The organism is Pseudomonas sp. LBUM1658 (genome assembly GCF_059716055.1).
This window is the reverse complement of sequence record NZ_CP166798.1, coordinates 381786-405981: the sequence shown is the minus strand read 5'-3', so window position 1 is coordinate 405981 and position 24196 is coordinate 381786. Positions and strand designations below refer to the sequence as shown.

Sequence of the window (24196 nt, the reverse complement as noted above, 5' to 3'; positions counted from 1 at the left end):
TCTCCTTAATGTTTACGCGCGACACGTTCAAGCAATGCCGTCAGCCCATCGAGCTTAGCAGAGAGTGTCTCAACATCATGTTTAGACGCAATGCCGAAGCGATTCAAGGCACTTGCGACGCGCACGTCAAAAGCCTTCTCGACTTTATCGAGCTGCACTTCGACCTTGCCCTTGAAGCTGGTGACATCGCCCTTGACTTCATCGATCTGAGTGTTGGCCGCTTCAAGTTGTTGAGTCACAACTTTTTTGCCTTTCTTTTCAATAGTTTGACCCGCTTCGATCAACTCCTGAAAGTACTCGCTGCCTTCCTTGCCGACCTTGGCGTAAGCCCCCAGGCCTGCCAGCCAGATCTTGCGGGCGTAGGATTTCACTTCGCTCGGAGCGGTTGTCTGAACGTCGGTTTTTTTCTTCAAAGTTACTGTGGCCATGGTGCACCTCACGCGCAAAAGGTTTGAGGAACTGCCCGCAGGAATGAGGGCTTAGGCACAAAGTAGTGAGAAAAATTAGAAACGGCACCCTAAGAAATGCCACAAATCCAGGGGAAACAAAAACGCCGATTACGCCAAGGCTTTATCCAATGCCTTTTCGATTTCCGACTTGATCGTGCCGCTCATGGCCGACATCAGCAGGCCCAACTCTACGTCGATCCTGATCGAGTCCTCGCCCACATGCACCGCGCCTTTTACCCCGGGACGCTTGAGATTCAGGATGTCGCCTGACCACTGCGGCTCCAGGCCATATTGATCAGACAGTTTCTGCGCCAACATGTCGGCCTTCTCGCGGGCTGCTTCCTTACCCAGGCCGTGGGCACGCTCAACACTAATACGGGCCATCGAATGACTCCTGCTTTATCGGGACTTGCTCAAGACATCTTGACCTTGCATGCGTCAAAACGTCCCGGCGGTTGCCTATCTTACATTCAGCCTTGCCAAGACAAAGACTGTCACCGGGATTAGAATGTCCCGCATTCTCTTCTGGTGACAGCGATATGACTGATCAGCGCAAAGGCAGCGATGCCGAACCCACCACTCACTTCGGCTTCAAAAACGTTCCGGAAAGCCAAAAGGCGGAAAAAGTCGCAGAGGTTTTCCACTCGGTAGCAGCCAAGTACGACCTGATGAACGATCTGCTGTCGGGCGGCATGCACCGACTGTGGAAACGTTTCGCGATCGAGTTGTCCGGTGTACGTACTGGCAACCGCGTGCTGGACATCGCTGGCGGTACCGGCGATCTGACCAGAAAATTCTCGCACCTGGTGGGCCCGACCGGTCAGGTGGTGTTGGCTGACATCAACGAATCCATGCTCAAGGTCGGTCGCGATCGGTTGCTCGATCTGGGTGTGGCCGGCAATGTCGAGTTCGTCCAGGCCGACGCCGAAAAGCTGCCGTTCCCGGACAACCATTTCGACTGTGTGACCATCGCCTTCGGCCTGCGCAACGTGACCCACAAGGAAGATGCCCTGCGCTCCATGCTGCGGGTGCTCAAGCCCGGTGGCCGGCTGCTGGTGCTGGAGTTCTCCAAACCGACCAATGCGCTGATGTCCAAGGCTTACGATGCCTATTCGTTCGCCTTCATGCCGTTGATGGGCAAGCTGATCACCAATGACTCGGAAAGCTACCGCTACCTGGCCGAATCGATCCGCATGCACCCGAACCAGGAAACCCTGAAGTCGATGATGGTCGAGGCCGGTTTCGACCGGGTGACCTATCACAACATGACCGCCGGTATCGTCGCCCTGCATCGCGGCATCAAACCCTGATGTTGCTCAGCGGCCTGCTGGTCGGCGTCGAACTCGGTCTCAACCGCGTGCTGCGTCTCGACAGCACGGCGTTGCCGCGCCTGCAACACTTGAGTGGCAAGGTGATCGCTGTCGACTGCCGCAGCCCGGCGTTGCAACTGTTCATCATGCCGAGCGATGCAGGCCTGATGCTGGCCGCCCATTGGGCCGCCGAGGCCGACTGCACCTTGCGCGCTCCGGCGTCGAGCTTGCTGAGCCTGGCGCTGAGCAAGGACAAGACCGCGGTCCTGCATGGCCCTGAGGTCGAACTCGAAGGTGACAGCGCGGTGCTACTGGACCTGGCGGCGATACTGCAGGACCTGGAGCTGGACTGGGAGTACGAGCTCTCGCGCTGGCTCGGTCCGGTCGCCACGCAACTGGTCGGCGGCCATCTTCGCAGCCGCGCACAGTGGTACCAGCAGGGTTTCGCCAGCCTGAACCAGAACCTCGCCGAGTACCTCAGCGAAGAGTCGCGCACCCTGGTAGGCCAACGCGAAGCCGAAGCCCGTTTTAGCGAACTGGACCAGATCAAGCTTGATCTGGAACGTCTTGAGGCGCGTTTCGAGCGCCTTTCCCGATCCCTTGATTCAAGCGATAACGCATGAAGCTGCTTGCCGTCCGCCGTTTGTTGCGCATCCAGCGCGTCGTGATCCGCTACCGCCTCGATGACCTGTTGTTCGCCCTGCCACTGCCCTGGTTCCTCCTGGCGCTGCGCTATGCCTTGCCGTGGCGCTGGTTCCCGCGCAAGACACTGATGCTGACCCGCGGCGCGCGCCTGCGCCTGGCGTTGCAGGACCTGGGACCGATTTTCATCAAGTTCGGGCAGATTCTTTCCACTCGCCGCGATCTGCTGCCAGAAGACATCGCCGATGAGCTGATGAAGCTGCAGGACCGCGTACCGCCGTTCGATTCGCAAGTGGCGATAGACCTGATCGAAAGCCAGCTCGGCAAGAAAATCAGCGATGTTTTCAGCCGTTTCGACTTCGAACCGCTGGCATCCGCTTCGGTGGCGCAAGTTCATGCCGCACAGCTGAAAAGCGGCGAAGAAGTGGTGGTCAAGGTCATACGCCCGGGCCTCAAACCGATCATCGCCCAGGATCTGGCCTGGCTGTTCATCCTCGCCCGTGCCGCGGAAAAACTCTCCGCCGATGCGCGCCTGCTGCACCCGGTGGATGTGGTCCTGGACTACGAAAAAACCATCTACGACGAGCTCGATCTGTTGCGCGAGGCGGCCAATGCCAGTCAGCTCAAGCGCAACTTCGACGGCTCGCCGCTGCTATATGTGCCGCAGGTCTACTGGGACTGGTGCCGGCCGAAAGTGCTGGTGATGGAGCGCATCTACGGTATTCAGGTCACCGACCTGGCCACCCTGGCCGACCAGCGCACCGACATGAAAATGCTCGCCGAACGTGGCGTGGAGATCTTCTTCACCCAGGTGTTCCGCGACAGTTTCTTCCACGCCGACATGCACCCCGGCAATATCTTCGTCAGCACCGTGCAGCCGTGGAGCCCGCAGTACATTGCCATCGACTGTGGCATCGTCGGCAGCCTGACTCCGGAAGACCAGGATTACCTGGCGCGCAACCTGTTCGCCTTCTTCAAGCGCGACTACCGCCGCGTAGCCCAATTGCACATCGATTCGGGCTGGGTGCCGGCGGAAACCAAGCTCAATGAGTTCGAAGCGGCGATCCGCACCGTTTGCGAACCGATTTTCGAGAAACCGTTAAAAGATATTTCCTTCGGTCAGGTGCTGATGCGCCTGTTCCAGACGGCACGGCGCTTTAACATGGAAGTGCAGCCGCAGCTGGTTCTGTTGCAGAAAACCCTGCTGAACATCGAAGGCCTGGGGCGTCAGCTGTACCCCGAACTGGATCTGTGGAACACCGCCCAGCCGTTCCTCGAACGCTGGATGCGCGAACGGGTCAGCCCCAAAGCCCTGCTGGGCAACCTGCAGAGTCAGGTCGAGCAACTACCGCACCTGGCCAACATGACCCGCGACCTGCTGGAGCGCATGTCGCAACCTCACGCGTCCGATGCGCCACCACCCTGGCACCGACGCAAGGACGACTGGTTCCTGCGTCTGCTCGGCTGCGCACATCTGGCTTTCGGCACGGTACTCGCTGCCGGTGGCCCATTGAATGAATTGGGGCACTGGCCGGCCGGAATCATGGTGGCGGTCGGTTTGTATCTGGTCGTGCGCCGATAGCCAGCAACGCGTGCTGCTGGCACACTGTTTCAACGCCTGGGCGCAGCAATAAGCGCTGTGCCGGTTGTCGGAGTCGAAGATGAAAAGTTGGCTGGACGAGATCAAATGGGACAACGACGGCCTGGTGCCGGCGATTGCCCAGGATCACAAGACCGGGCGCGTACTGATGATGGCCTGGATGAATCGCGAAGCGCTGGAACTGACCGCCGCCGAGAACCGCGCCATCTACTGGTCGCGTTCCCGTGGCAAACTGTGGCGCAAGGGCGAAGAGTCCGGGCACGTGCAGAAACTGCATGAGATGCGCCTGGACTGCGACGCCGATGTGATCATCCTGATGGTCGAGCAGATCGGCGACATCGCTTGCCATACCGGCCGCCAGAGCTGCTTCTACCGCGTCTACGAAAACGGTGACTGGAAGACCGTCGACCCGGTACTCAAAGACCCGCACGCCATTTATAAGGCTGGACACTGAACATGAGCGATACCCTGACCCGCCTGGCCCAAGTGCTGGAAGAGCGCAAAGGCGCTGCCGCCGACAGTTCCTATGTCGCCAGCCTGTACCACAAGGGCTTGAACAAGATTCTGGAAAAGGTCGGTGAAGAATCGGTTGAAACCATCATCGCCGCCAAGGATGCCGCCATCAGCGGCGATTGCAGCGATGTGATCTACGAAACCGCCGATTTATGGTTCCACAGTATGGTCATGCTCGCCCAACTGGGGCAGCATCCACAGGCTGTGCTGGATGAACTGGACCGGCGCTTCGGTCTGTCCGGACACGCCGAGAAGGCTTCGCGCCCGTCCGCTTGAATAACGTTTAAGAGAGGAATTGCAGCATGGGCATTTTTGACTGGAAACACTGGGTCGTCATCCTGGTTGTCGTGGTACTGGTATTCGGCACCAAGAAACTGAAAAACCTCGGCACTGACGTCGGCGAGTCGATCAAGGGCTTTCGCAAGGCCATGAACGACGATGAAAAACCTGCTGACCCGACGGTGACCCCGGCCCAACCGGTACCACCGGCACAACCACAGGCACAGGCTTCGACACTGAACGAGCCGCACACCATCGACGTGCAAGCACAAAAAGTCGAAGAGCCGATCCGCAAAGACTCGTGAGCACTGACTAATGTTTGGTATCAGCTTCTCTGAACTGCTGCTCGTCGGCCTCGTCGCGCTGCTGGTGCTCGGCCCTGAACGGCTGCCGGGTGCTGCGCGCACGGCCGGCCTGTGGGTCGGGCGCCTGAAACGCAGTTTCAACGCGATCAAACAGGAAGTTGAACGGGAAATCGGTGCCGACGAGATTCGTCGGCAACTGCACAACGAACACATTCTGTCGCTGGAGCAGGAAGCGCGGAAGATTCTCGCTCCGCAACAGCAGACGCCGAGCACCTTCGAACCAGTGACGGAGCAGCCAATTCCTGCACCGGCGCAGGTAACGACGACCGTCGAGCCCGCGCCGGCAGTCACCACCGTCAGCCCTGCCGAACCGGCTGTCGGCCCGACTGCGACAGAAACTGTTTCTCCTGCGCCGGCACCCAGTGCGCCTGCCCCCCTTGACCCAACTTTGCCGCCGCGAGCCCCATGAGCGCTGATAAACCGGAAAACGACCAGCACATGCCGCTGGTTTCGCATCTCACCGAGTTGCGCACCCGCCTGCTGCGTTGTGTCGCGGCGATCTTCGTGATCTTCGCCGGGCTGTTTGCCTTCACCCAGCAGATCTACACCTTCGTCTCCACACCACTGCGCGAGTATCTGCCGGTGGGCGCGACGATGATCGCCACCGATGTGTCCTCGCCGTTCCTCACACCGCTCAAGCTGACGATGATGGTCTCGCTGTTCCTGGCGATCCCGGTGATCCTGCATCAGATCTGGGGCTTTATCGCGCCTGGCCTGTATAAGCACGAGAAGCGCATTGCGGTGCCCTTGTTGGTCTCGAGCATCATGCTGTTCTACACCGGGATGGCTTTCGCCTACTTTCTGGTGTTCCCGCTGATCTTCAAGTTCTTCGCCGCGGCCACCCCGGCCGGCGTGGAGATGATGACCGATATCACCAGCTACCTCGATTTCGTCATGACGCTGTTTTTCGCCTTCGGCGTAGCGTTTGAAATCCCGGTGGCCGTGGTGCTGCTGGTATGGATCGGCGTGGTCGACGTCAAATACCTGAAGAAAATCCGCCCGTATGTGGTCATTGGCTGCTTCGTGGTCGGCATGATCCTCACCCCGCCGGACATCTTCTCGCAGACGTTGCTGGCGGTGCCAATGTGGTTTCTGTTCGAAATCGGCATCCTCTTTGGCAGCCTGATCAGCAAGCGCGGCGAACATCCGGACGACCAGCCTGTCGACAGCGACCATAACGACCAGCCGCCAGCGACCCAAGCGTGAACCTGCTGCTCCTCGAAGAGGCCGACTTCATTGCGGCCGACCGGGTGATCCTGCGTGATCGGCGCCTGACTCACATGCAGGAAGTCCATCGCAGTGTCGTCGGTGACAGCCTGCGGGTCGGACGCATCGGCGGGTTGATGGGTTCTGCCGAGCTACTGCGACTGGAAGCCGGCGAGGCGGAATTGCGGATCAGCCTCGACCAGCCACCCCCGGCGAAACTGCCACTCACCCTGCTGCTGGCCCTGCCACGGCCGAAGATGCTCCGTCGGGTACTGCAAACCGTCGCCGCCATGGGCGTGCCGCGGGTAGTGCTAGTCAACAGCTATCGGGTCGAGAAGAGCTTCTGGCAGACCCCGTTCCTGGAGCCGCAAGCGGTTCGCGAGCAACTGATCCTCGGCCTGGAACAGGCCCGCGACAGCGTGATACCGGAAATCATCATCGAAAAACGCTTCAAGCCCTTCGTCGAAGACCGCCTGCCGGCCATGGTCGAAGGTACTCTAGGTCTGGTCGGGCATCCCGGCAACTACCCGCCCTGCCCACGCGGGCTGGACGAACCGGTGACCCTGGCCATCGGCCCTGAAGGCGGCTGGATCCCCTACGAAATCGACATGCTGGCCAAAGCCGGCCTGCAACCGGTACAGCTCGGCGAACGCATCCTGCGGGTCGAGACAGCCGTCACAGCCCTGCTTTCCAGATTGTTCTAATCGTTTCGCACCCCCCTGTAGGAGCGAGCTTGCTCGCGATGGACTCAAGGGCGGCGCGTTTATTCAGAGAACCCGCGTTATCGTTAACGTCCATCGCGAGCAAACGGAACGCCGCCCGGCTGCTCCTACAGTTTTCCTCCGGCCAGCCGATACGCTCCTGATAGATCCATCCATGCGTAAAGGGAGTTCGCAGCATGTACCGTTGGTTAGCCCAAAATCTTGGAAATGTGAGCGTCAATCTGAAACTCGGCTTCGGCTTCGGCCTGGTACTGCTGCTGACTCTGCTGATCACCTTCACCGGCTGGATGGGCCTGAATAGCCTGATTGAGCGCGGCGACAAGCTGAGCTACATCTCCACGCTGAACCAGCTAACCAAAGACCTGCGCATCGCCCGCCTTGACTACGAAATGCACCGGGGCGAGCAAGGCCCGGCGGTTGTCAGCGATTTGCTGAACCAGCTGGACGAGGGCCTGCAAGTCGCGCGTAAACGGCTTGAACAGCCCGATAGCATTGCCATGCTCGACAAACAATTGGCCGCTGTAAACGAATACAAACGCGCCTTTGCCGACATGACTCAAGCCACTGTGAACCGCGAAGCCAGCCGCGCCAGACTCGGCGCCGCCGCCGATAACGCGGTGGCCCGCGTGACGGAAGTCGAGAAGTCCGTGCTGCAAGGTGACAGCGTCGCCCAATTCAACAGCGTGATCGACCTGAGCAAGTTGATTCAGCAGGCGCGTTTCCAGGTCCGCGGCTACACCTACAGCGCCAAGGTCGAGGCTGAAAAGCCGGCGCTGGACGCCATCGACAATGCCTTGAACAACCTCGAAAGCCTGCCCGGTAAACTGCCGGAACAGCATATCGCCAACCTGCAACAGGCTAGCGAGTCGCTCAAAGGCTATCGAGTGGCGGTCAGCCAGTTCCGCGACTCCCAGGTGGCCAGCGCTACCGCCCTGAAACGCATGGCAGACCAGGGCAATATCCTGTTCGACATGAGCAAGCAGCTGAGCGCCGCGCAAATCACCAAGCGTGATAAAGATGCGGCGCAGGCCAAAAACACCCTGGCCCTGGTTACCGTACTGACGCTGCTGTTCGGGCTGATCGCCGCCTGGGTCATTACCCGGCAGATCGTCATTCCGTTGCAACAGACCCTGACAGTGGTCGAGCGCGTGGCTTCCGGCGATCTGAGCCAGGACCTCTACGTTCAGCGACGCGACGAACTCGGCCAACTGCAAAGCGCCATACAACGCATGACCGTCGGCCTGCGGCAACTGATCGGTGGCATCGGCGAGGGCGTGACGCAGATCGCCAGCGCCGCCGCGCAGCTGTCAGCCGTCACCGAACAGACCAGCGCCGGGGTCAACAGTCAGAAGGTAGAGACCGATCAGGTCGCCACCGCCATGCATGAAATGACTGCCACCGTGCAGGAAGTCGCGCGCAACGCCGAAGAGGCCTCAGAAGCCGCCGTCGCTGCCGACCAGCAGGCCCGTGAGGGCGATAAGGTGGTCGGCGAGGCCATCGCACAGATCGAACGCTTGGCCACCGAGGTCGGCAATTCCACCGAGGCCATGAGCCATCTCAAGCGCGAAAGCGACAAGATCGGCAGTGTGCTCGACGTGATCAAGTCGGTGGCGCAACAGACCAACCTGCTGGCCCTTAACGCCGCCATCGAGGCCGCCCGTGCCGGTGAAGCCGGACGCGGTTTTGCAGTGGTCGCCGATGAAGTGCGCAGTCTCGCCCAGCGCACCCAGAAGTCCACCGAGGAAATCGAAGAGCTGATCGTCGGCCTGCAAAGCGGCACCCAGCAAGTCGCCAACATTATGGACAACAGCCGCAGCCTGACCGAGAGCAGTGTCGAGCTGACTCGCCGCGCCGGCGGCTCACTGGCCAACATCACCCGCACCGTCTCAGCCATTCAGGCAATGAACCAGCAAATCGCCGCCGCCGCCGAACAACAAAGCGCCGTGGCCGAAGAGATCAACCGCAGCGTCTTGAATGTGCGTGATGTGTCCGAACAGACCTCGGCCGCCAGTGAACAGACTGCCGCTTCCAGCGTTGAGCTGGCGCGCCTGGGGACTCATCTGCAGATGTTGGTGGGTAAGTTCAAGGTTTGAGTAAGGCGTGAAGCCTAAAAGATCGCAGCCTGCGGCAGCTCCTACAGGATTGGTGTACATCTGTAGGAGCTGCCGCAGGCTGCGATCTCTTCGCTGGCGACGAGGTTATAGGACCTGGCGCAAAAACGCCTGAGCCCGCAGATCCTTCGGCGAAGCGAAGAACTCGTCCGGTGGGGAGTCTTCCAGCAGTTTACCGTGATCGAAGAACAGCACCCGATCCGCCACCTCCCGGGCGAAGCCCATTTCGTGGGTGACGCAGACCATGGTCATGCCTTCCAGGGCCAGGGTTTTCATGACGTCGAGGACTTCACCGACCATTTCCGGGTCGAGCGCCGAGGTCGGTTCGTCGAACAACATGACCTTCGGTTCCATGGCCAGTGCGCGGGCTATCGCCACCCGCTGTTGCTGACCGCCGGACAGGCGTGACGGGAATTCGTTGGCCTTCTGCGCAATACCGACCTTTTCCAGCAACGCCCGAGCCTTTGCTTCGCGCTCCGGCTTGCCGCGCTTGCGCACGACTTTCTGGGCGAGGCAGAGGTTTTCCAGCACGGTCATGTGCGGGAACAGGTTGAAATGCTGGAACACCATGCCGACTTCGCGGCGGTAGGCATTCACGTCGGTTTTCGGATCGGCCAGTTGCAGGCCGTCGATGCTCACCGAGCCCGAGTCGAACTCTTCCAGGCCATTGAGGCAGCGCAGGAAGGTCGACTTGCCGGAGCCGGACGGACCGATCACCACCAGTACTTCGCCCTTGGCCACGTGCGTGGTGACGTTATCCACCGCGCGGACCACCTGGCCACGGGTATCGAAGACTTTTACCAGTTCGCGGACTTCAATCACTTTGCGCGAGCCTCCGCTCAAGCCGGCTGGCGATTTTCGACAGCGGCAGGTTGATCAACAGATACAGTCCCGCCACGCAGAACAGGATCTCGAACGGCGAAAACGAGGTGGTGATGACTTCCCGACCGCTTTTGAGCAGTTCGGTAATGGCGATCACCGACACCAGCGAGGTGTCTTTCACCAGGCTGATGAATTGCCCCGCCAACGGCGGTAGCACTCGCTTGAAGGCCTGTGGCAGGACCACATGGCGCATTGACTGGCCAGCGCTCAAACACAGCGAACGCGCAGCCTCGTTCTGGCCACGAGTAATCGACTGCACACCGGAACGGACGATTTCCGCGACATAAGCACCGGTGAACAGCGATAGCGCGGCAATCCCGGCGAACTCGCGGGACAGATTCAACACCGTACCGATGAAGAAGTAGAAGATAAAAATCTGTACCAGCAGCGGCGTGCCGCGCACCAGCTCGACATAGACCGTCGACAGGTCGCGCAAGGTCGGGTTGTTCGATAGCCGGCATAGCCCGGTCGCCAGACCGATCAGCAGCCCGAGCACGCCGGACACCACCGACAGCCACAGTGTCGTCCAAAGGCCCCAGAGCAGCGGCCCTGCCGCCCAATGGCGAGTAACACCAATCACATCGCCTTCGGCCACATCATCGCCACGGGCGACTTGCAGGCTGTTGTCGTCGACCGTCAGGTGTTGTTCGTCGCCCGCCTCATTGCGCAGGGTGACTTCGGCTTTATCGCCTTTACGCACCAGTTCGCTGACAGTGTCGTTTGAAAACCGGTAGATACGAACAATAAGTTGTCCGGGCGCACCAATTCGGGGAGCGATGCTAACTCACTCGTTTGTTTGCACAAGGGTTTAGGCAGGATTTGTTGTTGCGCGGTGACAGAAAGGACAGTGGGAACGATCAAGCCCCACAAACAAAAAACCCCGCTTCTTCTCAGGAGCGGGGCTTTTCATCAGGCCAGCTGTGCTTCAGCCGATATCGGCTGGAGCGGCAGCAGCGGCGCATGGGGATCGGCTTCGATCGACTGGCGCCAGGCACTCAGCCATTCGGCGTGACCTTCGTTCCAGACCTGTTCATGCAGGCGCCCCAGGGCTACCGGATCGCTCAGCAGAGCCACCCTTTCATCGTTGGTGAGTCCGGCAGGACCAGCTTTCAGCGCGTGACGTACCCGCTCGATACGCAGCCACTCAATCGGCTCGACCGAACGGTGACGGGACGTGGCCAAGGCACAAGCCAGCGCATTCTGCTGCGGGTCGACCACTGCTCGAATGAAACCTTCCTTGAGCGCGTGCCAACGGTTTTCGTGGGTGTACTGATCGGTCGCCAGCAAGGCCTGTGGCGGTGCATATTCCTCAGGGATCAGGAACAGGCTTTCATCACGGGACTTGAGGCCCAGACCGACACGGCTGGAGATCACCGAGACCGGTATCGACAGCATCAGCGAACCGACGATCGGTACCAGCCACCAGAGAAAGCTTGGGTTGAGCCAGATCACCAGCAAGGCCCAGAAGAAGCCCAGCAAGGTTTGCGGACCATGGCGACGCACCGCTTCGCTCCATGGCGTGGAGTCGTCGTCACGTTGCGGGGAGTTCCAGGTCGCGGCCCAGCCGAGGAACGCGGCGAGAACGAAGCGAGTGTGGAAAATCATCCGCACCGGCGCCAGCAGCATGGAGAACAGCATCTCCAGCAACATCGACAGGGTCACCTTGAACTTGCCACCGAACTCTTTCGCGCCCTTGGCCCAGATCAGGATGATGCTCAACAACTTCGGCAGGAACAACAGCACGACGGTGGTCGAGAACAGCGCGATCGCCTTGTCCGGATGCCATTGCGGCCACAGCGGATAGAGCTGTCGCGGCTCGAGGAAGTACTGCGGCTCCATCAGGGTGTTGACCGCCAGCAAGGCCGTCGACAGCACCAGGAAGAAGAACCACAACGGCGCCGACAAGTAGGACATCACGCCGGTCAGGAACACCGCACGGTGCACCGGGTGCATACCCTTGACCAGGAACAGCCGGAAGTTCATCAGGTTACCGTGACACCAGCGACGGTCACGCTTGAGTTCGTCGAGCAGGTTGGGCGGCAGTTCTTCATAGCTACCGGGCAAATCGTAGGCAATCCACACGCCCCAACCGGCACGGCGCATCAGCGCAGCTTCGACAAAGTCGTGGGAGAGGATCGCACCGGCGAACGCGCCTTTACCGGGCAACGGCGCCAGGGCGCAATGCTCGATGAACGGCTGCATACGAATGATCGCGTTGTGACCCCAGTAATGGGATTCACCCAGCTGCCAGAAGTGCAGGCCAGCGGTAAACAGCGGACCGTATACACGGGTCGCGAACTGCTGCATGCGGGCATACAGCGTGTCCATGCCCGAGGCACGCGGCGCGGTCTGAATGATCCCGGCATCCGGCGTCGCTTCCATCAGGCGCACCAGGCTGGTCAGGCATTCGCCGCTCATCACGCTGTCGGCGTCGAGCACCACCATGTACTTGTAATCACCGCCCCAACGACGGCAGAAGTCGTCGAGGTTGCCGCTTTTGCGTTTGACCCGACGGCGACGGCGGCGATAGAAGATCTTGCCGAAGCCTTTGGCCTCGCGGCAAACATCCAGCCAGGCGTGCTGCTCGGCGACGCAAATGTCAGCGTCGTTACTGTCGCTGAGAACGAAGAAGTCGAAGCGATCCAGGTCACCGGTCGCCGCAACCGACTCGAACGTCGCTCGCAAACCGGCGAATACCCGCGGTACGTCTTCGTTGCAGATCGGCATCACCAGCGCGGTGCGTGCGTCCTTGGCGATCGGCTCGTTGCCAGCACTTTTACCGGAAATGCGGTATTTGTCATGCCCGGTGAGCAACTCGAGGAAGCCCATCAGCGCGGTCCAGAAGCCCGCCGATACCCAGCAGAACAGGATCCCGAACAGAATCAGGATGCTGGTTTGCAGCGCATACGGCAGCACTTGCACAGCGGTTTGACTCAACGATTGATGCAGAACTTCGTTCAGATCAACGAACGACCAGCCCTGGTACGGCATGATGCCTTTCATGTACCAGCCGGCAACGATGGTCTGGCCAAGCATCAGCACCAGCAGAATGTAGCGACGGATCGAGCCGACCGTACGCCAGCGAGCAGCCGGCAGCACGCGTTCATCGCGCGGCGGTGCCGGCGGATTGGTGCGCCCGGTCAGACGACGCCAGCCGCGCACCAGGATATTGGTGCGCCACGGCTCCGGTACGACCTTGGTCCGGCGAATCGGCGGAGTTGCCTTGAGACAGATCCGGCCCTCGGCGTCGACCGCCAACATCTCGGCCTCCTCCAGCTCTTGCGCGCCGAGGATCAGGCGGCCGCCCACCGAGGCTTGCGCAGCCTCGACAGGCGCGTCGAATGTTGCAGAAGACAGACGCTCGTGCAACTCGCTGAACGATTTGCAACCCGCAAGCTCGGCGCGTTGCTCATCACTCATTGGCAGATGCGCCAGATACTCGGCAAGAGTCTCTGGCTGTACTTGAGAATTACTCATCGGCAGGCAACTGGTAGCTCCAGGTCTCGGTCAATACTTTTTCAGTATTTTCCGGTTCCGGGGTGGCTGGGGCCGCTTCGGCAGCAACAGGCTGCTTGGCGTCTGGTTCTTTCTGGTCTTTCTGGTCTTTCTGTTCTTTTTGCTCTTGTTTCTCTTGTTTCTCTTGTTTCTCTTGCGCAACTTGCGCAACTTGCGCCGCTTGTGCAGCGTGCTTCTCTTGCTGGCTGGCGGCGATTTTGTCGGCCTTGGCAATCGACGATTCGGTCACAGGAGCTACCTTGGCCGGCTCCGAGGCCGCGATGGTCTGGACCAGGGAGGCACGCATCTCGGTCGGCTTGCTCGGGTCCTTGATCTTCATTCGTAGGGTCAGGCGCCAGCCTTGGGTCAGCGGATTGTAACGAACGCTGTTTTCCACCAATTCGGCATTGTCACCAACGCTGACCTGGCTGCGAACTTCCGTGTCCTCCGGCAGAGCTTTGAGGGACGGACCTTCGAAGTCCACCAGATAAGCAACGCTACCGTCCGGCTGACGGATCAGGTTGGACTGCTTCACGTCACCGGTAGAGCGCAGGGTCTGCTGGACCCAGGAGCTGTCGACCGGATGCAGTGCAGCTTCGTCCATGGTCCAGTGCATACGGTAGGCGAAGTTCAGCGGCTGGCCTGGCTCAGGGAGCTTTTCCGGGCTCCAGAAAGCTACGATATTATCGTTGGTTTCGTCGGCAGTCGGAATCTCGACCAGATCGACGGAGCCTTTGCCCCAATCGCCCTTCGGTTCGATCCAGGCACTTGGACGTTTGTCGTAGCGGTCGTCGAGGTCTTCGTAGTGGCTGAAGTCACGACCACGTTGCAGCAGACCGAAACCACGCGGGTTCTCGATCGAGAAGTTGCTCACGGCCAGGTGTTTCGGGTTGTTCAGCGGACGCCAGATCCATTCGCCATTACCGGCATGGATCGACAGACCGCTGGAATCGTGCAGCTCGCGACGGTAGTTGAGCACTTTCGACGGCTGGTTGGCGCCGAACAGGAACATGCTGGTCAACGGGGCGATGCCGAGCTTGTTGACCTTGTCACGCAGATACACCTGCGCCTTGACGTCGACGATGGTGTTGCTGCCCGGACGCAGGGTCAGTCGATAAGCACCGGTCGAACGCGGCGAATCCAGCAAGGCAAAGATCACCAGGTGCTTGTCGCCCGGCTTGGGTTGCTGAACCCAGAATTCAGTGAAGCGCGGGAACTCTTCGCCGGATGGCAGCGCAGTGTCGATCGCCAGGCCACGGGCGGACAAGCCGTAGACATGGCCTTTGCCGACGACGCGGAAGTAACTCGCGCCGAGCATGGTCATGATCTCGTCTTGCTTGTCAGCCTTGTTGATCGGGTACAGCACACGGAAACCGGCGTAACCCAGCTGTTCGGTAGCCTTGGGATCGACTTTGACGTCGCCGAAATCGAAGCGACTCGGGTCGTATTTGATCTCTTGAACGGTGGTGGAGGTGATCTCGTTGATCTTCACCGGCGTGTCGAAGTGCATGCCCTGGTGATAGAACGACAGCTTGAACGGGGTTTTCTGATCGGCCCATTCGGCTTTTTCGCTGCGGAAACGAATTTTCTGATAATCGGCAAACTTCATTTCACGAAATTCGTTCGGCAGGTTACTGCGCGGGGCTTCGTACTTTTGCCCGGCCAGCTCTTTGGCCTTGGCCGACACATCATCCAGATTGAAAGCCCAAAGCTGGCCGGCGCTGAGCAGACACAGCAATGCAGAGCCTGTCGCTAGAGCGTTTCGTAACCGTTTGGCAGACAATTTTGGTGCAATACAGGGACTAACAATCACGAGCAACCCTCGCCGAAAACAGATCAAAAAACCAACGGCCAGCTTCTATATGCCAGGTTGGCGAGCATTGTTCCGACTCCGACGGGGCTAAATGATTCCCCAAACGGTTCCGGACAAGTCTCTACCTAAGTCAAAATGGACCAACGAACGCTGATCTTCGTAGCGCGCGATTATCTAGTAGGCCGCGTTACAACGCATCAGGGGTAACAAAGTATTTATCGCGAAAACACCCGATTTCAGGCCAAAAAGGCTCTAAAAAGATGTTTCAAGCGCTTTCAGGTCTGCAACAGGAAGGTCACTGGGCCATCATTGACCAAATGCACCTGCATGTCCGCGCCAAATATCCCTGATGCCACATTGCCATGCAACTGCCGCGCCCTGGTTAATAGATAATCAAAAAGCTCTTCTCCCAATGCCGGAGGAGCAGCAGTAGAAAAGCTCGGGCGCAAACCGTTTTTGGTATCGGCGGCCAAGGTGAACTGCGACACCAGCAGCAAACCGCCACCGACGTCAGCCAAAGACAGGTTCATCTTGTCTTCGACATCACTGAACACCCGATAGTTAAGCAGCTTATGCAGCATTTTGTCGGCATTGGCCCGAGTATCCCCGGGCTCGACCGCCACCAGCACCAACAAGCCCTGGTCTACGGCGCCAACGACTTTTCCCGCCACTTCGACTCGCGCGCCACGTACACGCTGTAGCAAGCCCTTCATGCTTCTTCGGGTGGTAAGTCGAGCAAGCGTCGGGCCATTTTAGCCGCCGCGCGCACCAAGGCATCAGTGATCCCCGGTTCGGACGCCGCATGGCCGGCATCGCGAATCACCTGCAACTCGCTGTTCGGCCAGGCCTGATGCAGTTCCCAGGCATTATCCAGCGGACAGATCACATCGTAGCGGCCATGGACGATCACCCCTGGCAGGTGGGCGATCTTCTGCATGTCGCGGATCAACTGATTGGGCTCAAGGAAGGCATTGTTGGTGAAATAATGGCATTCGATCCGGGCAATCGACAGCGCGCGCTGCGGCTCGGAGAAACGATCGACCACCAATGGGTTGGGACGCAAGGTTGCAGTGCGACCTTCCCAGGTCGACCAGGCCTTGGCCGCGTGCATCTGGGCGATCTGGTCGTTACCGGTCAGGCGCTTGTGGAAAGCCGTGAGCAGATCATCGCGCTCATCCAGTGGGATCGGCGCCACATAGTCCTGCCAGTAATCCGGAAACAGGCGGCTGGCACCGGCCTGGTAGAACCACTCGATCTCTTGCGGACGACAGAGGAAGATCCCTCGCAGAATCAGCCCATGGACCCGCTCCGGGTGGGTCTGCGCATAGGCCAGCGCCAGGGTCGAGCCCCAGGAACCGCCAAACAGCACCCATTTTTCGATGCCCAGATGCAGGCGAATCCGCTCAAGGTCGGCAACCAGATCCCATGTGGTGTTGTTTTCCAGGCTGGCGTGGGGGGTCGAACGACCGCAGCCGCGTTGATCGAAGGTAATGATGCGGTACAGATTCGGATCGAAATAACAGCGACTCTGCGCATCGCAACCGGCCCCTGGCCCGCCGTGGATGAACACCACCGGCAAACCTTCCGGTGAACCGCTTTCGTCGACATACAGGACATGTGGCTTATCGACGGCCAGATCGTGCCGGGCGTAGGGTTTGATCTGCGGGTACAAAGTCTGCATTGCGCGCTCCGTAAGGGGTCGAGGTCATCCCTGGGGGGACTCTATTATTTTGCCGTCCGGCATCATAAACCCGAATTGTGCAATGAGCATGTCCTTGGAGAAATTGGGGCTGGCTGGCAGAGGGGAAGTTCTTTTTTGCCTGTCAGGCCGTCTTCGCGGCCAAGCCGCTCCCACAGGTACTGCGCCTGACTTTGTGGGAGCGGGCTTGCCCGCGAAAGCAATTTTTGAACGTGCTACAGCATTTGCAAACTGTAGCCGATTTCAGCGGTAATGCTTCTGCCCCCACGCCAGCAACCCTTGCAGCAACTCCTTGAGCACCACCTGAGTCGGGGCGGCCAGATCAGCGCGATAGCGGAATGGCTCGACCTCCTCCATATAAGTGCGTTGCCCTAGCTCAAGCTGCACCGCATGGATATTTTCCGCCGGGTTGCCGTAATGCCGAGTGATGTGACCGCCCTTGAAGCGCCCGTTCAACACATGACTGTAATCCGGGTGACGGGCGCAGATGGCTTCCAGCTGGCTAGCCAGTTGCGGATCGCAGCTGGCGCCATTGAAGGTGCCAAGGTTGAAGTCCGGCAGTTGTCCTTCGAACAGGTGCGGGATCACCGAACGGATCGAATGCGCATCGAACAGCAGCGCATAGCCAAACTCGGCCTGCAGCCGCGCCAGCTCTTGTTGCAAGGTGCTGTGATAGGGCGTCCAGACCTGCTCTAGATAACGGGCGCGTTCCTCGGCCGAAGGCTCCAGCCCTTCGCGGAACAACGGCACGCCGTCGAACAGCGTCGCCGGGTACAAACCGGTGGTAGCGCCGACATACAAAGGTTTGTCGTCGGACGGTCGGTTCAGATCGATGACGAACCGCGAGTATTCGGCCGCCAGGGTGCTGGCGCCCAACTCTTGCGCAAACTCATAGAGCTGCGGGATATGCCAGTCGGTGTCCGGCAGGCTTTGCGCCTCGGGAATCAGCCCGGCTTCTACCGCGGGAGTCAGACGCAGGCCGGCATGGGGCATGCTGATCAGCAACGGCACCCGGCCTTGTTTGAAGTTCAGAACCTTATCCACAGCCATTCTCCTAAATCGTGACTTCAACGCCGTGACGCACGACGCGTTTTTCCAGGTCGCCGCCCAGCCAATACGCCAGGTCGGCCGGACGATCGATTTGCCAAGCGACGAAATCCGCGACCTTGCCGACTTCCAGCGAGCCATGGGTTGTGTCCATGCCCAGCGCGGTGGCCGCATGAATGGTCACGCCGGCCAAGGCCTCTTCCGGGGTCATGCGGAAACAGGTGCAAGCCATGTTTAGCATCAGCCGCACCGACAAGGCCGGCGAGGTGCCTGGGTTGAGGTCGCTGGCGATGGCGATTTTCACCCCGTGTTTACGCAAGGCTTCCATCGGCGGCAGCTGGGTTTCGCGCAGGAAGTAGAAAGCGCCTGGCAGCAAGACCGCAACGGTGCCGGATTTGGCCATAGCGATGGCGTCATCTTCGGTCATGAACTCCAGATGGTCGGCCGACAACGCGTGATAACGCGCCGCCAGGCTCGATCCATGCAGGGATGACAGCTGCTCGGCGTGCAGTTTCACCGGCAAACCAAGGTTCTGCGCGGCAATGAACACCCGCTCGACCTGCGCCGGCGAAAACGCCAGGTACTCGCAAAACGCGTCCACCGCATCCACCAACCCTTCAGCGGCCAGCGCCGGGAGCATCTCGCTGCAAATGTGCTCGATATAGTCGTCAGCGCGATCCGCATATTCCGGCGGCAAGGCGTGAGCGGCCAGGCAGGTGCTGCGCACACTGACCGGCAACTCGGCACCGAGACGACGGATCACCCGCAGAATCTTGCGTTCACTGGCAAGGTCCAGGCCGTAGCCGGACTTGATCTCGACGCTGGTGACACCGTCGCGCAGCAAGCTTTTCAAGCGTTTATGCGCGCTGGCGAACAACTCTTCCTCGCTGGCCGCCCGAGTCGCGCGCACGGTGCTGGCAATGCCACCACCGGCGGCGGCGATTTCGGCATAGCTCACGCCCTGCAGACGCTGCTCGAACTCGCCACTGCGATTGCCGCCGAACACCGTGTGAGTGTGACAGTCGATCAAGCCCGGGGTGACCCAGGCGCCAGAGAGGTCATGCACCTCAGGGTATTCGCCAGCCGGCAGCTCACTGCGCGGGCCGATCCACTCTATGTGCGCTCCTGACGTCACGATGGCGGCATCCTCGATGATCGAGTAAGTGCCCTGCGCCATGCTTGCGACGTGGCAGTGTTGCCAGAGAGTTTTCATCCGAGGCCTCCGTTAGATTATCGATGAGACAAAGAAGGGTCGTGGTTGACCTCGACCGCCTGTCCGGCCGCCGGTTTGACCCACAGTTTATAAGCAATCACCAACAGCACGATCCACACCGCACCCACCACCAGCGCCGCCTGGGTATCCGGGAAGTAGCCCAGGACGCCGAAGACGAACAGCATGAACACAATCGCTGCCGCTGGTGCATAGGGCCAGAACGGAACCGGAAACTGCAGCTGGGCGACTTGTTCGCGAGTCATGGAACGACGCATAGCCACCTGGGTGACCAGAATCATCAACCAGACCCAGACCGTGGCGAAGGTCGCAATCGAGGCGATCACCAGGAACACGTTTTCCGGGATCAGGTAGTTCAGCACTACGCCACCCAGCAAGGCTGCACCCATGACCACCACGGTCATCCAGGGCACGCCTTGTTTCGACAGTTGAGCAAAACTTTTTGGCGCCTGCCCCTGCTGCGCCAGGCCGTACATCATGCGTCCGGCACCGAAGATATCGCTGTTGATCGCCGAGACTGCCGCCGATATCACCACGATGTTGAGAATGGTCGCCGCCGAGCTGATGCCCAGGTTGTCGAAAATCTGCACGAACGGGCTGCCCTGGCTGCCGATCTGCGGCCACGGATAGATGGCCATCAGCACAAACAGCGTCAGCACGTAGAACAGCAGAATCCGCAGCGGCACCGCATTGATCGCCCGTGGAATCACCCGCTGGGGGTCCTTGGCCTCACCAGCGGTGATGCCGATGATTTCGATCCCGCCGAACGCGAACATCACCACCGCCAACGATGCGATCAGGCCACCGATGCCATTAGGCATAAAGCCGCCATGGGCCCAGAGGTTGCTCAAGCCGGTAGCCTGTTCGGTGCTGGCCGAAGCGATGCCGAACAGCATGATGCCGAAGCCGCCGAGGATCATTGCGACGATGGCGGCGACTTTCAGCAACGACAGCCAGAACTCCATCTCACCGAAGACTTTGACGTTGCACAGGTTCAGCCCGCCGATCAGGAACACGATGCCCAGCACCCAGACCCAGCGTGCGACCTCCGGAAACCAGAACCCCATATAGATGCCGAACGCAGTGACGTCGGCCAGACAGACAATGATCATCTCGAAGGCATAGGTCCAGCCGAGGATGAAACCCGCCATCGGGCCCAGGTAGGTGCTGGCGTACTGACCAAAGGAACCGGCGACCGGATTGTGCACGGCCATCTCACCGAGGGCGCGCATGACCATGAACACCGCAGCGCCACCAATCAGGTAGGCGAGCAGTACGGCCGGACCGGCCATTTGAATGGCCGAGGCAGAACCGTAAAACAGCCCGGTGCCGATCGCCGACCCCAGTGCCATGAAGCGAATATGGCGAGCCGATAGCCCGCGTTTCAAGCCTTTTGCTTGCTGCTGCATTTCTCGTCCTTAATTGTATTTATCCTGAGAAAGTCGCTTTTTTGTAGGAGCGAGCTTGCTCGCGATAGACTTGAGGGCGCCGTATTTAGCCAGAAAGCACGCGTCATCGTTAACGTCCATCGCGAGCGAGCTCGCTCCTACAGGGGGGTAGGTCACAGACTCGGCAGCAACTTCGCCAGCACCAGCTCGTTCAGGCAACGGGTCGCCAGCAGTTCGCTCGCGGCGTTGATGTCCGGCGCAAAGAAACGGTCCTTCTCGTAGAACGGCACTTTGCTGCGCAGGATGCCGCGGGCTTTTTCGAGTTTGCTCGAAGTCTTCAGACCGTCGCGCAGGTCCAGGCCCTGACAAGCGGCGAGCCATTCCACAGCGAGAACACCACGGGTGTTTTCGGCCATTTCCCAGAGACGCTTGCCGGCGGCAGGCGCCATGGAAACGTGATCTTCCTGGTTGGCGGAAGTCGGCAGGCTGTCGACCGAATGCGGATGCGACAGTGCCTTGTTTTCGCTGGCCAGCGCCGCCGCAGTCACCTGGGCGATCATGAAGCCGGAGTTGACCCCGCCGTTGGCCACCAGGAACGGTGGTAATTGCGACATGTGCTTGTCCATCATCAGCGAGATGCGGCGTTCGCTCAGCGAGCCGATTTCAGCGATGGCCAATGCCATGTTGTCCGCGGCCATGGCTACGGGTTCAGCGTGGAAGTTACCGCCGGAGATCACGTCGCCTTCAGCGGCGAACACCAGCGGGTTATCCGACACGGCGTTGGCTTCGATGCTCAGCACTTCGGCGGCCTGACGGAACTGGGTCAGGCAGGCGCCCATGACTTGCGGCTGGCAGCGCAGGGAATACGGGTCCTGAACCTTCTCGCAATTCTCGTGGGAGTCGGAAACTTCACTGCGCTCACCCAGCAGGTCGCGATAAGCGGCAGCGGCGTCGATCTGACCGCGTTGACCGCGAGCATCGTGAATCCGTGCGTCGAACGGCGAGCGCGAGCCCAGTACTGCCTCGACGGTCAAGCCGCCACACGCCACTGCCGCGGCGAACAGGTCTTCGCCTTCGAACAGGCCACGCAGAGCGTAGGCGGTGGATACCTGGGTACCGTTGAGCAGCGCCAGACCTTCTTTGGCCGCCAGAGTCAGCGGCTCCAGACCGGCAAGCTTGAGGGCGCTCACTGCGTCCAGCCATTCACCTTTGTAACGCGCCTTGCCTTCGCCTAGCAGCACCAGCGACATGTGGGCCAATGGCGCCAGGTCGCCGGAAGCACCGACCGAACCTTTAAGCGGAATATGTGGATAAACCTCGGCGTTGATCAGGGCGATCAGCGCATCGATCACCTGACGACGGATGCCGGAGAAACCACGGCTCAGGCTGTTGACCTTGAGCACCATAACCAGGCGCACCAGCGCGTCACTGATCGGCTCGCCGACGCCGGCAGCGTGGGACAGCACCAGGGAACGCTGGAGATTTTCCAGGTCCTCGCTGGCGATGCGGGTCGAGGCCAGCAGGCCGAAACCGGTGTTGATGCCATAGGCAGTGCGGTTTTCAGCGAGGATCTGTTCCACACAGGCCACACTGGCTTCGATCTGCGCCGAAGCGCTGTCGTCGAGGCTGATTGTTACCGGCTGCAGGTAGACGGTCCGCAGCTGGGCAAGGGTCAGTTGGCCGGGAATCAAGTTTAGCGCAGTCACTTTTATGCTCCTTTTGAGAGTTTTATTAACTAGCCAGTCGCTCCGGATGATTCCGTTGTCCGTCGCTGCCCGCTTTGTGAGGGGTGGCGCCTTGGCACGCTGGCTTTTGTGGAAACAGGTTTCAGTGCAAATTCGGTAACGCTTTGTGCAGCAAGTGCGGGTCTTTCAGTACCGACGCGGCGCTGGCGATATCCGGCGCCAGCCAGCGGTCCTGGTCATAGGCCGCAACGCGCTCGCGCAGCAGTCGCCAGGCGACGTCGGTGCCGGCACCGAAGCGCTGTTCTTTCAGGAACTCGAAGGCCTGGGCGGCCAGCAGGTATTCAATCGCGAGGATCTGCGTGCAGTTTTCCAGGACCTGATGCAGCTTCAGCGCGGCGCTGGTGCCCATGCTCAAGTGGTCTTCCTGCAGGCCCGAGGTAACGTAGTTATCGAGCACCGCCGGTTGCGCCAACTGGCGGTTTTGCGCGCAGAGCGAGGCGGCGACGTACTGGACGATCATCATCCCGGAGTTGACCCCGGGGTTGCTCACCAGAAACGCTGGCAACCCGCTAACGTGGGGGTTGATCAAACGGTCCAGGCGACGCTCGGCAATCGAGCCGATTTCCGCCATGACAATGGCCAGCAGATCCGCCGCCAACGCCACCGATTGCCCGTGCGGGTTGGCCTGGGACATCACCCGAAAGTTGTCCGGAGTGCCCAACAGCAACGGGTTGTCGGTTGCCGCGTTGAGTTCGATTTCGATCTGCCGGGTGGCGTGCTCGAGCTGATCACGGGCCGCACCATGCACTTGTGGAATCGAGCGAATGCTCAAGGCATCCTGGGTACGAATGCCTTTGCTGCTGGCGATCACTTCGCTGCCGTCGAGCAGGCCGCGCAGGTTGATGCCGACTTGCTGCATGCCCGGATGGGGTTTGAGGGCGATGATTTGCGCGTCGAAGGCGTCGATCTGACCGCGCAGGGCTTCGAAGCTCATGGCGCTGATCACGTCGGCCCACTGGATCAAGCGGGTAGCGTCGGCCAGGGCCAGGCAGCTCAGGCCGCTCATGCACGGCGTGCCATTGACCAGGCACAGACCGTCTTTCGCACCGAGTTGCACAGGCTTCAGACCTTCTTCAGCCAAGGCTTGCTGGGCGGAAACGATCTGCCCGCGATAGCTGACTTGGCCGACGCCGAGCAAGCTGATGCCGATATGTGCCATGTGGGTCAGGTAACCGACCGATCCCTGGGACGGCACTTGCGGGGTGATGCCATGGTTGAGCAAGGCCAGCAGCGCCTCGACCACTTGCCGATGCAGGCCGGATTTGCCCTGGCTGAAATTGATGATCGCCGCGCACATGATCGCCCGCGTCTGCTCGTCGGGCAGTGGAGCGCCGACGCCACAAGCGTGGCTGAGCAAAGTATTGCGCGACAATTGGCTCAGTTGTTCGCCTTGCAGCGAGACATTGCACAATGCGCCCAGGCCGGTGTTGACGCCATAAGCGCGCTCACCGCTGATGACGATGCGCTGGACGATGGCCTGGGCATTGTCGATCCGCGCCCAAGCCTGAGGCGACAGTTCAAGCACAGCGCCCTGCCGGGCGACTGCGACCACATCCTGCCAACGCAAAAGTGCATCGGCGATAACGATTTTTTCAGCCAACGACATGTTCAACCTCATCCAAATAACATCAAAAGATCGCAGCCTGCGGCAGCTCCTACGCCGACCGAGTGCGCCCTCGAATCCGCGGCCGTACGCAAC

Annotated in this window: 22 protein-coding genes and 2 pseudogenes; 11 read left to right on the top strand and 13 right to left on the bottom strand. The window is 60.1% G+C overall.

What is annotated here, in order from left to right; genetic code table 11:
* Positions 1-5: 5 nt before the first annotated feature.
* Together ACA064_RS01835 and ACA064_RS01830 are read right to left on the bottom strand one after the other, a co-directional pair.
* Positions 6-428, bottom strand: a complete 423-nt coding sequence (locus tag ACA064_RS01835; protein ID WP_497671862.1) for a phasin family protein — start codon at positions 426-428, stop codon at positions 6-8.
* A 129-nt stretch (positions 429-557) separates the two neighbouring features.
* The gene (locus ACA064_RS01830) at positions 558-833 is read right to left on the bottom strand and encodes a polyhydroxyalkanoic acid system family protein (protein WP_497671861.1); all 276 of its coding nucleotides are present in this window, start codon (positions 831-833) and stop codon (positions 558-560) included.
* A gap of 155 nt (positions 834-988) precedes the next feature.
* Between ACA064_RS01830 and ubiE the strand changes: the two genes are divergently transcribed.
* The 11 genes and pseudogenes from ubiE to ACA064_RS01775 all read left to right on the top strand — a co-directional run bounded on the left by ubiE (position 989) and on the right by ACA064_RS01775 (position 9179).
* Entirely contained in the window at positions 989-1759 is a 771-nt protein-coding gene (gene ubiE / locus ACA064_RS01825; RefSeq protein ID WP_007989286.1) for a bifunctional demethylmenaquinone methyltransferase/2-methoxy-6-polyprenyl-1,4-benzoquinol methylase UbiE, read from the top strand.
* Positions 1759-2382, top strand: a complete 624-nt coding sequence (locus tag ACA064_RS01820; protein ID WP_497671860.1) for a ubiquinone biosynthesis accessory factor UbiJ — start codon at positions 1759-1761, stop codon at positions 2380-2382. The genes ubiE and ACA064_RS01820 overlap by 1 nt, the downstream gene beginning before the upstream one ends.
* Positions 2379-3983, top strand: a complete 1605-nt coding sequence (ubiB, locus tag ACA064_RS01815; RefSeq protein ID WP_497671859.1) for a ubiquinone biosynthesis regulatory protein kinase UbiB — start codon at positions 2379-2381, stop codon at positions 3981-3983. The genes ACA064_RS01820 and ubiB overlap by 4 nt, the downstream gene beginning before the upstream one ends.
* A gap of 79 nt (positions 3984-4062) precedes the next feature.
* A complete protein-coding gene (gene hisI, locus ACA064_RS01810; RefSeq protein ID WP_497671858.1) occupies positions 4063-4455 on the top strand; it encodes a phosphoribosyl-AMP cyclohydrolase in 393 nt (130 codons plus the stop codon).
* Positions 4456-4457: 2 nt separating this feature from the next.
* The gene (locus ACA064_RS01805) at positions 4458-4790 is read left to right on the top strand and encodes a phosphoribosyl-ATP diphosphatase (RefSeq protein WP_007899279.1); all 333 of its coding nucleotides are present in this window, start codon (positions 4458-4460) and stop codon (positions 4788-4790) included.
* A 26-nt stretch (positions 4791-4816) separates the two neighbouring features.
* Entirely contained in the window at positions 4817-5098 is a 282-nt protein-coding gene (locus ACA064_RS01800) for a twin-arginine translocase TatA/TatE family subunit (RefSeq protein ID WP_497671857.1), read from the top strand.
* A 10-nt stretch (positions 5099-5108) separates the two neighbouring features.
* Positions 5109-5567, top strand: a complete 459-nt coding sequence (tatB, locus tag ACA064_RS01795; RefSeq protein WP_497671856.1) for a Sec-independent protein translocase protein TatB — start codon at positions 5109-5111, stop codon at positions 5565-5567.
* Positions 5564-6364 carry a twin-arginine translocase subunit TatC gene (tatC, locus tag ACA064_RS01790; protein WP_497671855.1) on the top strand — a complete coding sequence of 267 codons (801 nt, stop codon included), beginning with the start codon at positions 5564-5566 and terminating at the stop codon, positions 6362-6364. Before tatB ends, tatC begins: the two co-directional genes overlap by 4 nt.
* Positions 6361-7068, top strand: coding sequence for a 16S rRNA (uracil(1498)-N(3))-methyltransferase (locus tag ACA064_RS01785; protein WP_497671854.1), 708 nt, complete (start codon positions 6361-6363; stop codon positions 7066-7068). Before tatC ends, ACA064_RS01785 begins: the two co-directional genes overlap by 4 nt.
* A 194-nt stretch (positions 7069-7262) precedes the next feature.
* Positions 7263-8321 (top strand): annotated as a pseudogene (locus tag ACA064_RS01780) (methyl-accepting chemotaxis protein); the annotation flags it as partial.
* The gene (locus ACA064_RS01775) at positions 8316-9179 is read left to right on the top strand and encodes a methyl-accepting chemotaxis protein (protein WP_497674153.1); all 864 of its coding nucleotides are present in this window, start codon (positions 8316-8318) and stop codon (positions 9177-9179) included. The pseudogene ACA064_RS01780 and the gene ACA064_RS01775, both read left to right, overlap by 6 nt.
* 105 nt (positions 9180-9284) lie before the next feature.
* On the opposite strand, the gene ACA064_RS01770 is transcribed toward ACA064_RS01775, so the two are convergent.
* The 11 genes and pseudogenes from ACA064_RS01770 to hutH (ACA064_RS01720) form a co-directional block, all read right to left on the bottom strand.
* On the bottom strand, positions 9285-10019 hold the full coding sequence (locus ACA064_RS01770) for an amino acid ABC transporter ATP-binding protein (protein WP_497671853.1): 735 nt from the start codon (positions 10017-10019) through the stop codon (positions 9285-9287).
* Positions 10012-10764: pseudogene (locus ACA064_RS01765) on the bottom strand (amino acid ABC transporter permease); the annotation flags it as partial. The pseudogene ACA064_RS01765 and the gene ACA064_RS01770, both read right to left, overlap by 8 nt.
* Before the next feature lie 224 nt (positions 10765-10988).
* Positions 10989-13556: a glucans biosynthesis glucosyltransferase MdoH gene (gene mdoH, locus ACA064_RS01760; protein WP_497671852.1), complete on the bottom strand. Its 2568-nt coding sequence runs from the start codon at positions 13554-13556 to the stop codon at positions 10989-10991.
* Positions 13549-15387 (bottom strand): glucan biosynthesis protein G, encoded by a 1839-nt coding sequence (locus ACA064_RS01755; RefSeq protein ID WP_497671851.1) that lies wholly within the window; start codon positions 15385-15387, stop codon positions 13549-13551. The genes mdoH and ACA064_RS01755 overlap by 8 nt, the downstream gene beginning before the upstream one ends.
* 275 nt (positions 15388-15662) lie before the next feature.
* Positions 15663-16100: a D-aminoacyl-tRNA deacylase gene (gene dtd, locus ACA064_RS01750; RefSeq protein ID WP_497671850.1), complete on the bottom strand. Its 438-nt coding sequence runs from the start codon at positions 16098-16100 to the stop codon at positions 15663-15665.
* Positions 16097-17068: a prolyl aminopeptidase gene (pip, locus tag ACA064_RS01745; protein WP_497671849.1), complete on the bottom strand. Its 972-nt coding sequence runs from the start codon at positions 17066-17068 to the stop codon at positions 16097-16099. Before pip ends, dtd begins: the two co-directional genes overlap by 4 nt.
* Before the next feature lie 261 nt (positions 17069-17329).
* On the bottom strand, positions 17330-18130 hold the full coding sequence (hutG, locus tag ACA064_RS01740; RefSeq protein WP_497671848.1) for an N-formylglutamate deformylase: 801 nt from the start codon (positions 18128-18130) through the stop codon (positions 17330-17332).
* A gap of 10 nt (positions 18131-18140) precedes the next feature.
* A complete protein-coding gene (gene hutI / locus ACA064_RS01735) occupies positions 18141-19346 on the bottom strand; it encodes an imidazolonepropionase (RefSeq protein WP_497671847.1) in 1206 nt (401 codons plus the stop codon).
* A gap of 17 nt (positions 19347-19363) precedes the next feature.
* Positions 19364-20773, bottom strand: coding sequence for an amino acid permease (locus ACA064_RS01730; RefSeq protein WP_497671846.1), 1410 nt, complete (start codon positions 20771-20773; stop codon positions 19364-19366).
* 152 nt (positions 20774-20925) lie between these two features.
* The gene (gene hutH / locus ACA064_RS01725) at positions 20926-22458 is read right to left on the bottom strand and encodes a histidine ammonia-lyase (protein ID WP_497671845.1); all 1533 of its coding nucleotides are present in this window, start codon (positions 22456-22458) and stop codon (positions 20926-20928) included.
* A gap of 121 nt (positions 22459-22579) precedes the next feature.
* On the bottom strand, positions 22580-24103 hold the full coding sequence (gene hutH / locus ACA064_RS01720) for a histidine ammonia-lyase (RefSeq protein WP_497671844.1): 1524 nt from the start codon (positions 24101-24103) through the stop codon (positions 22580-22582).
* Positions 24104-24196: the final 93 nt, after the last annotated feature.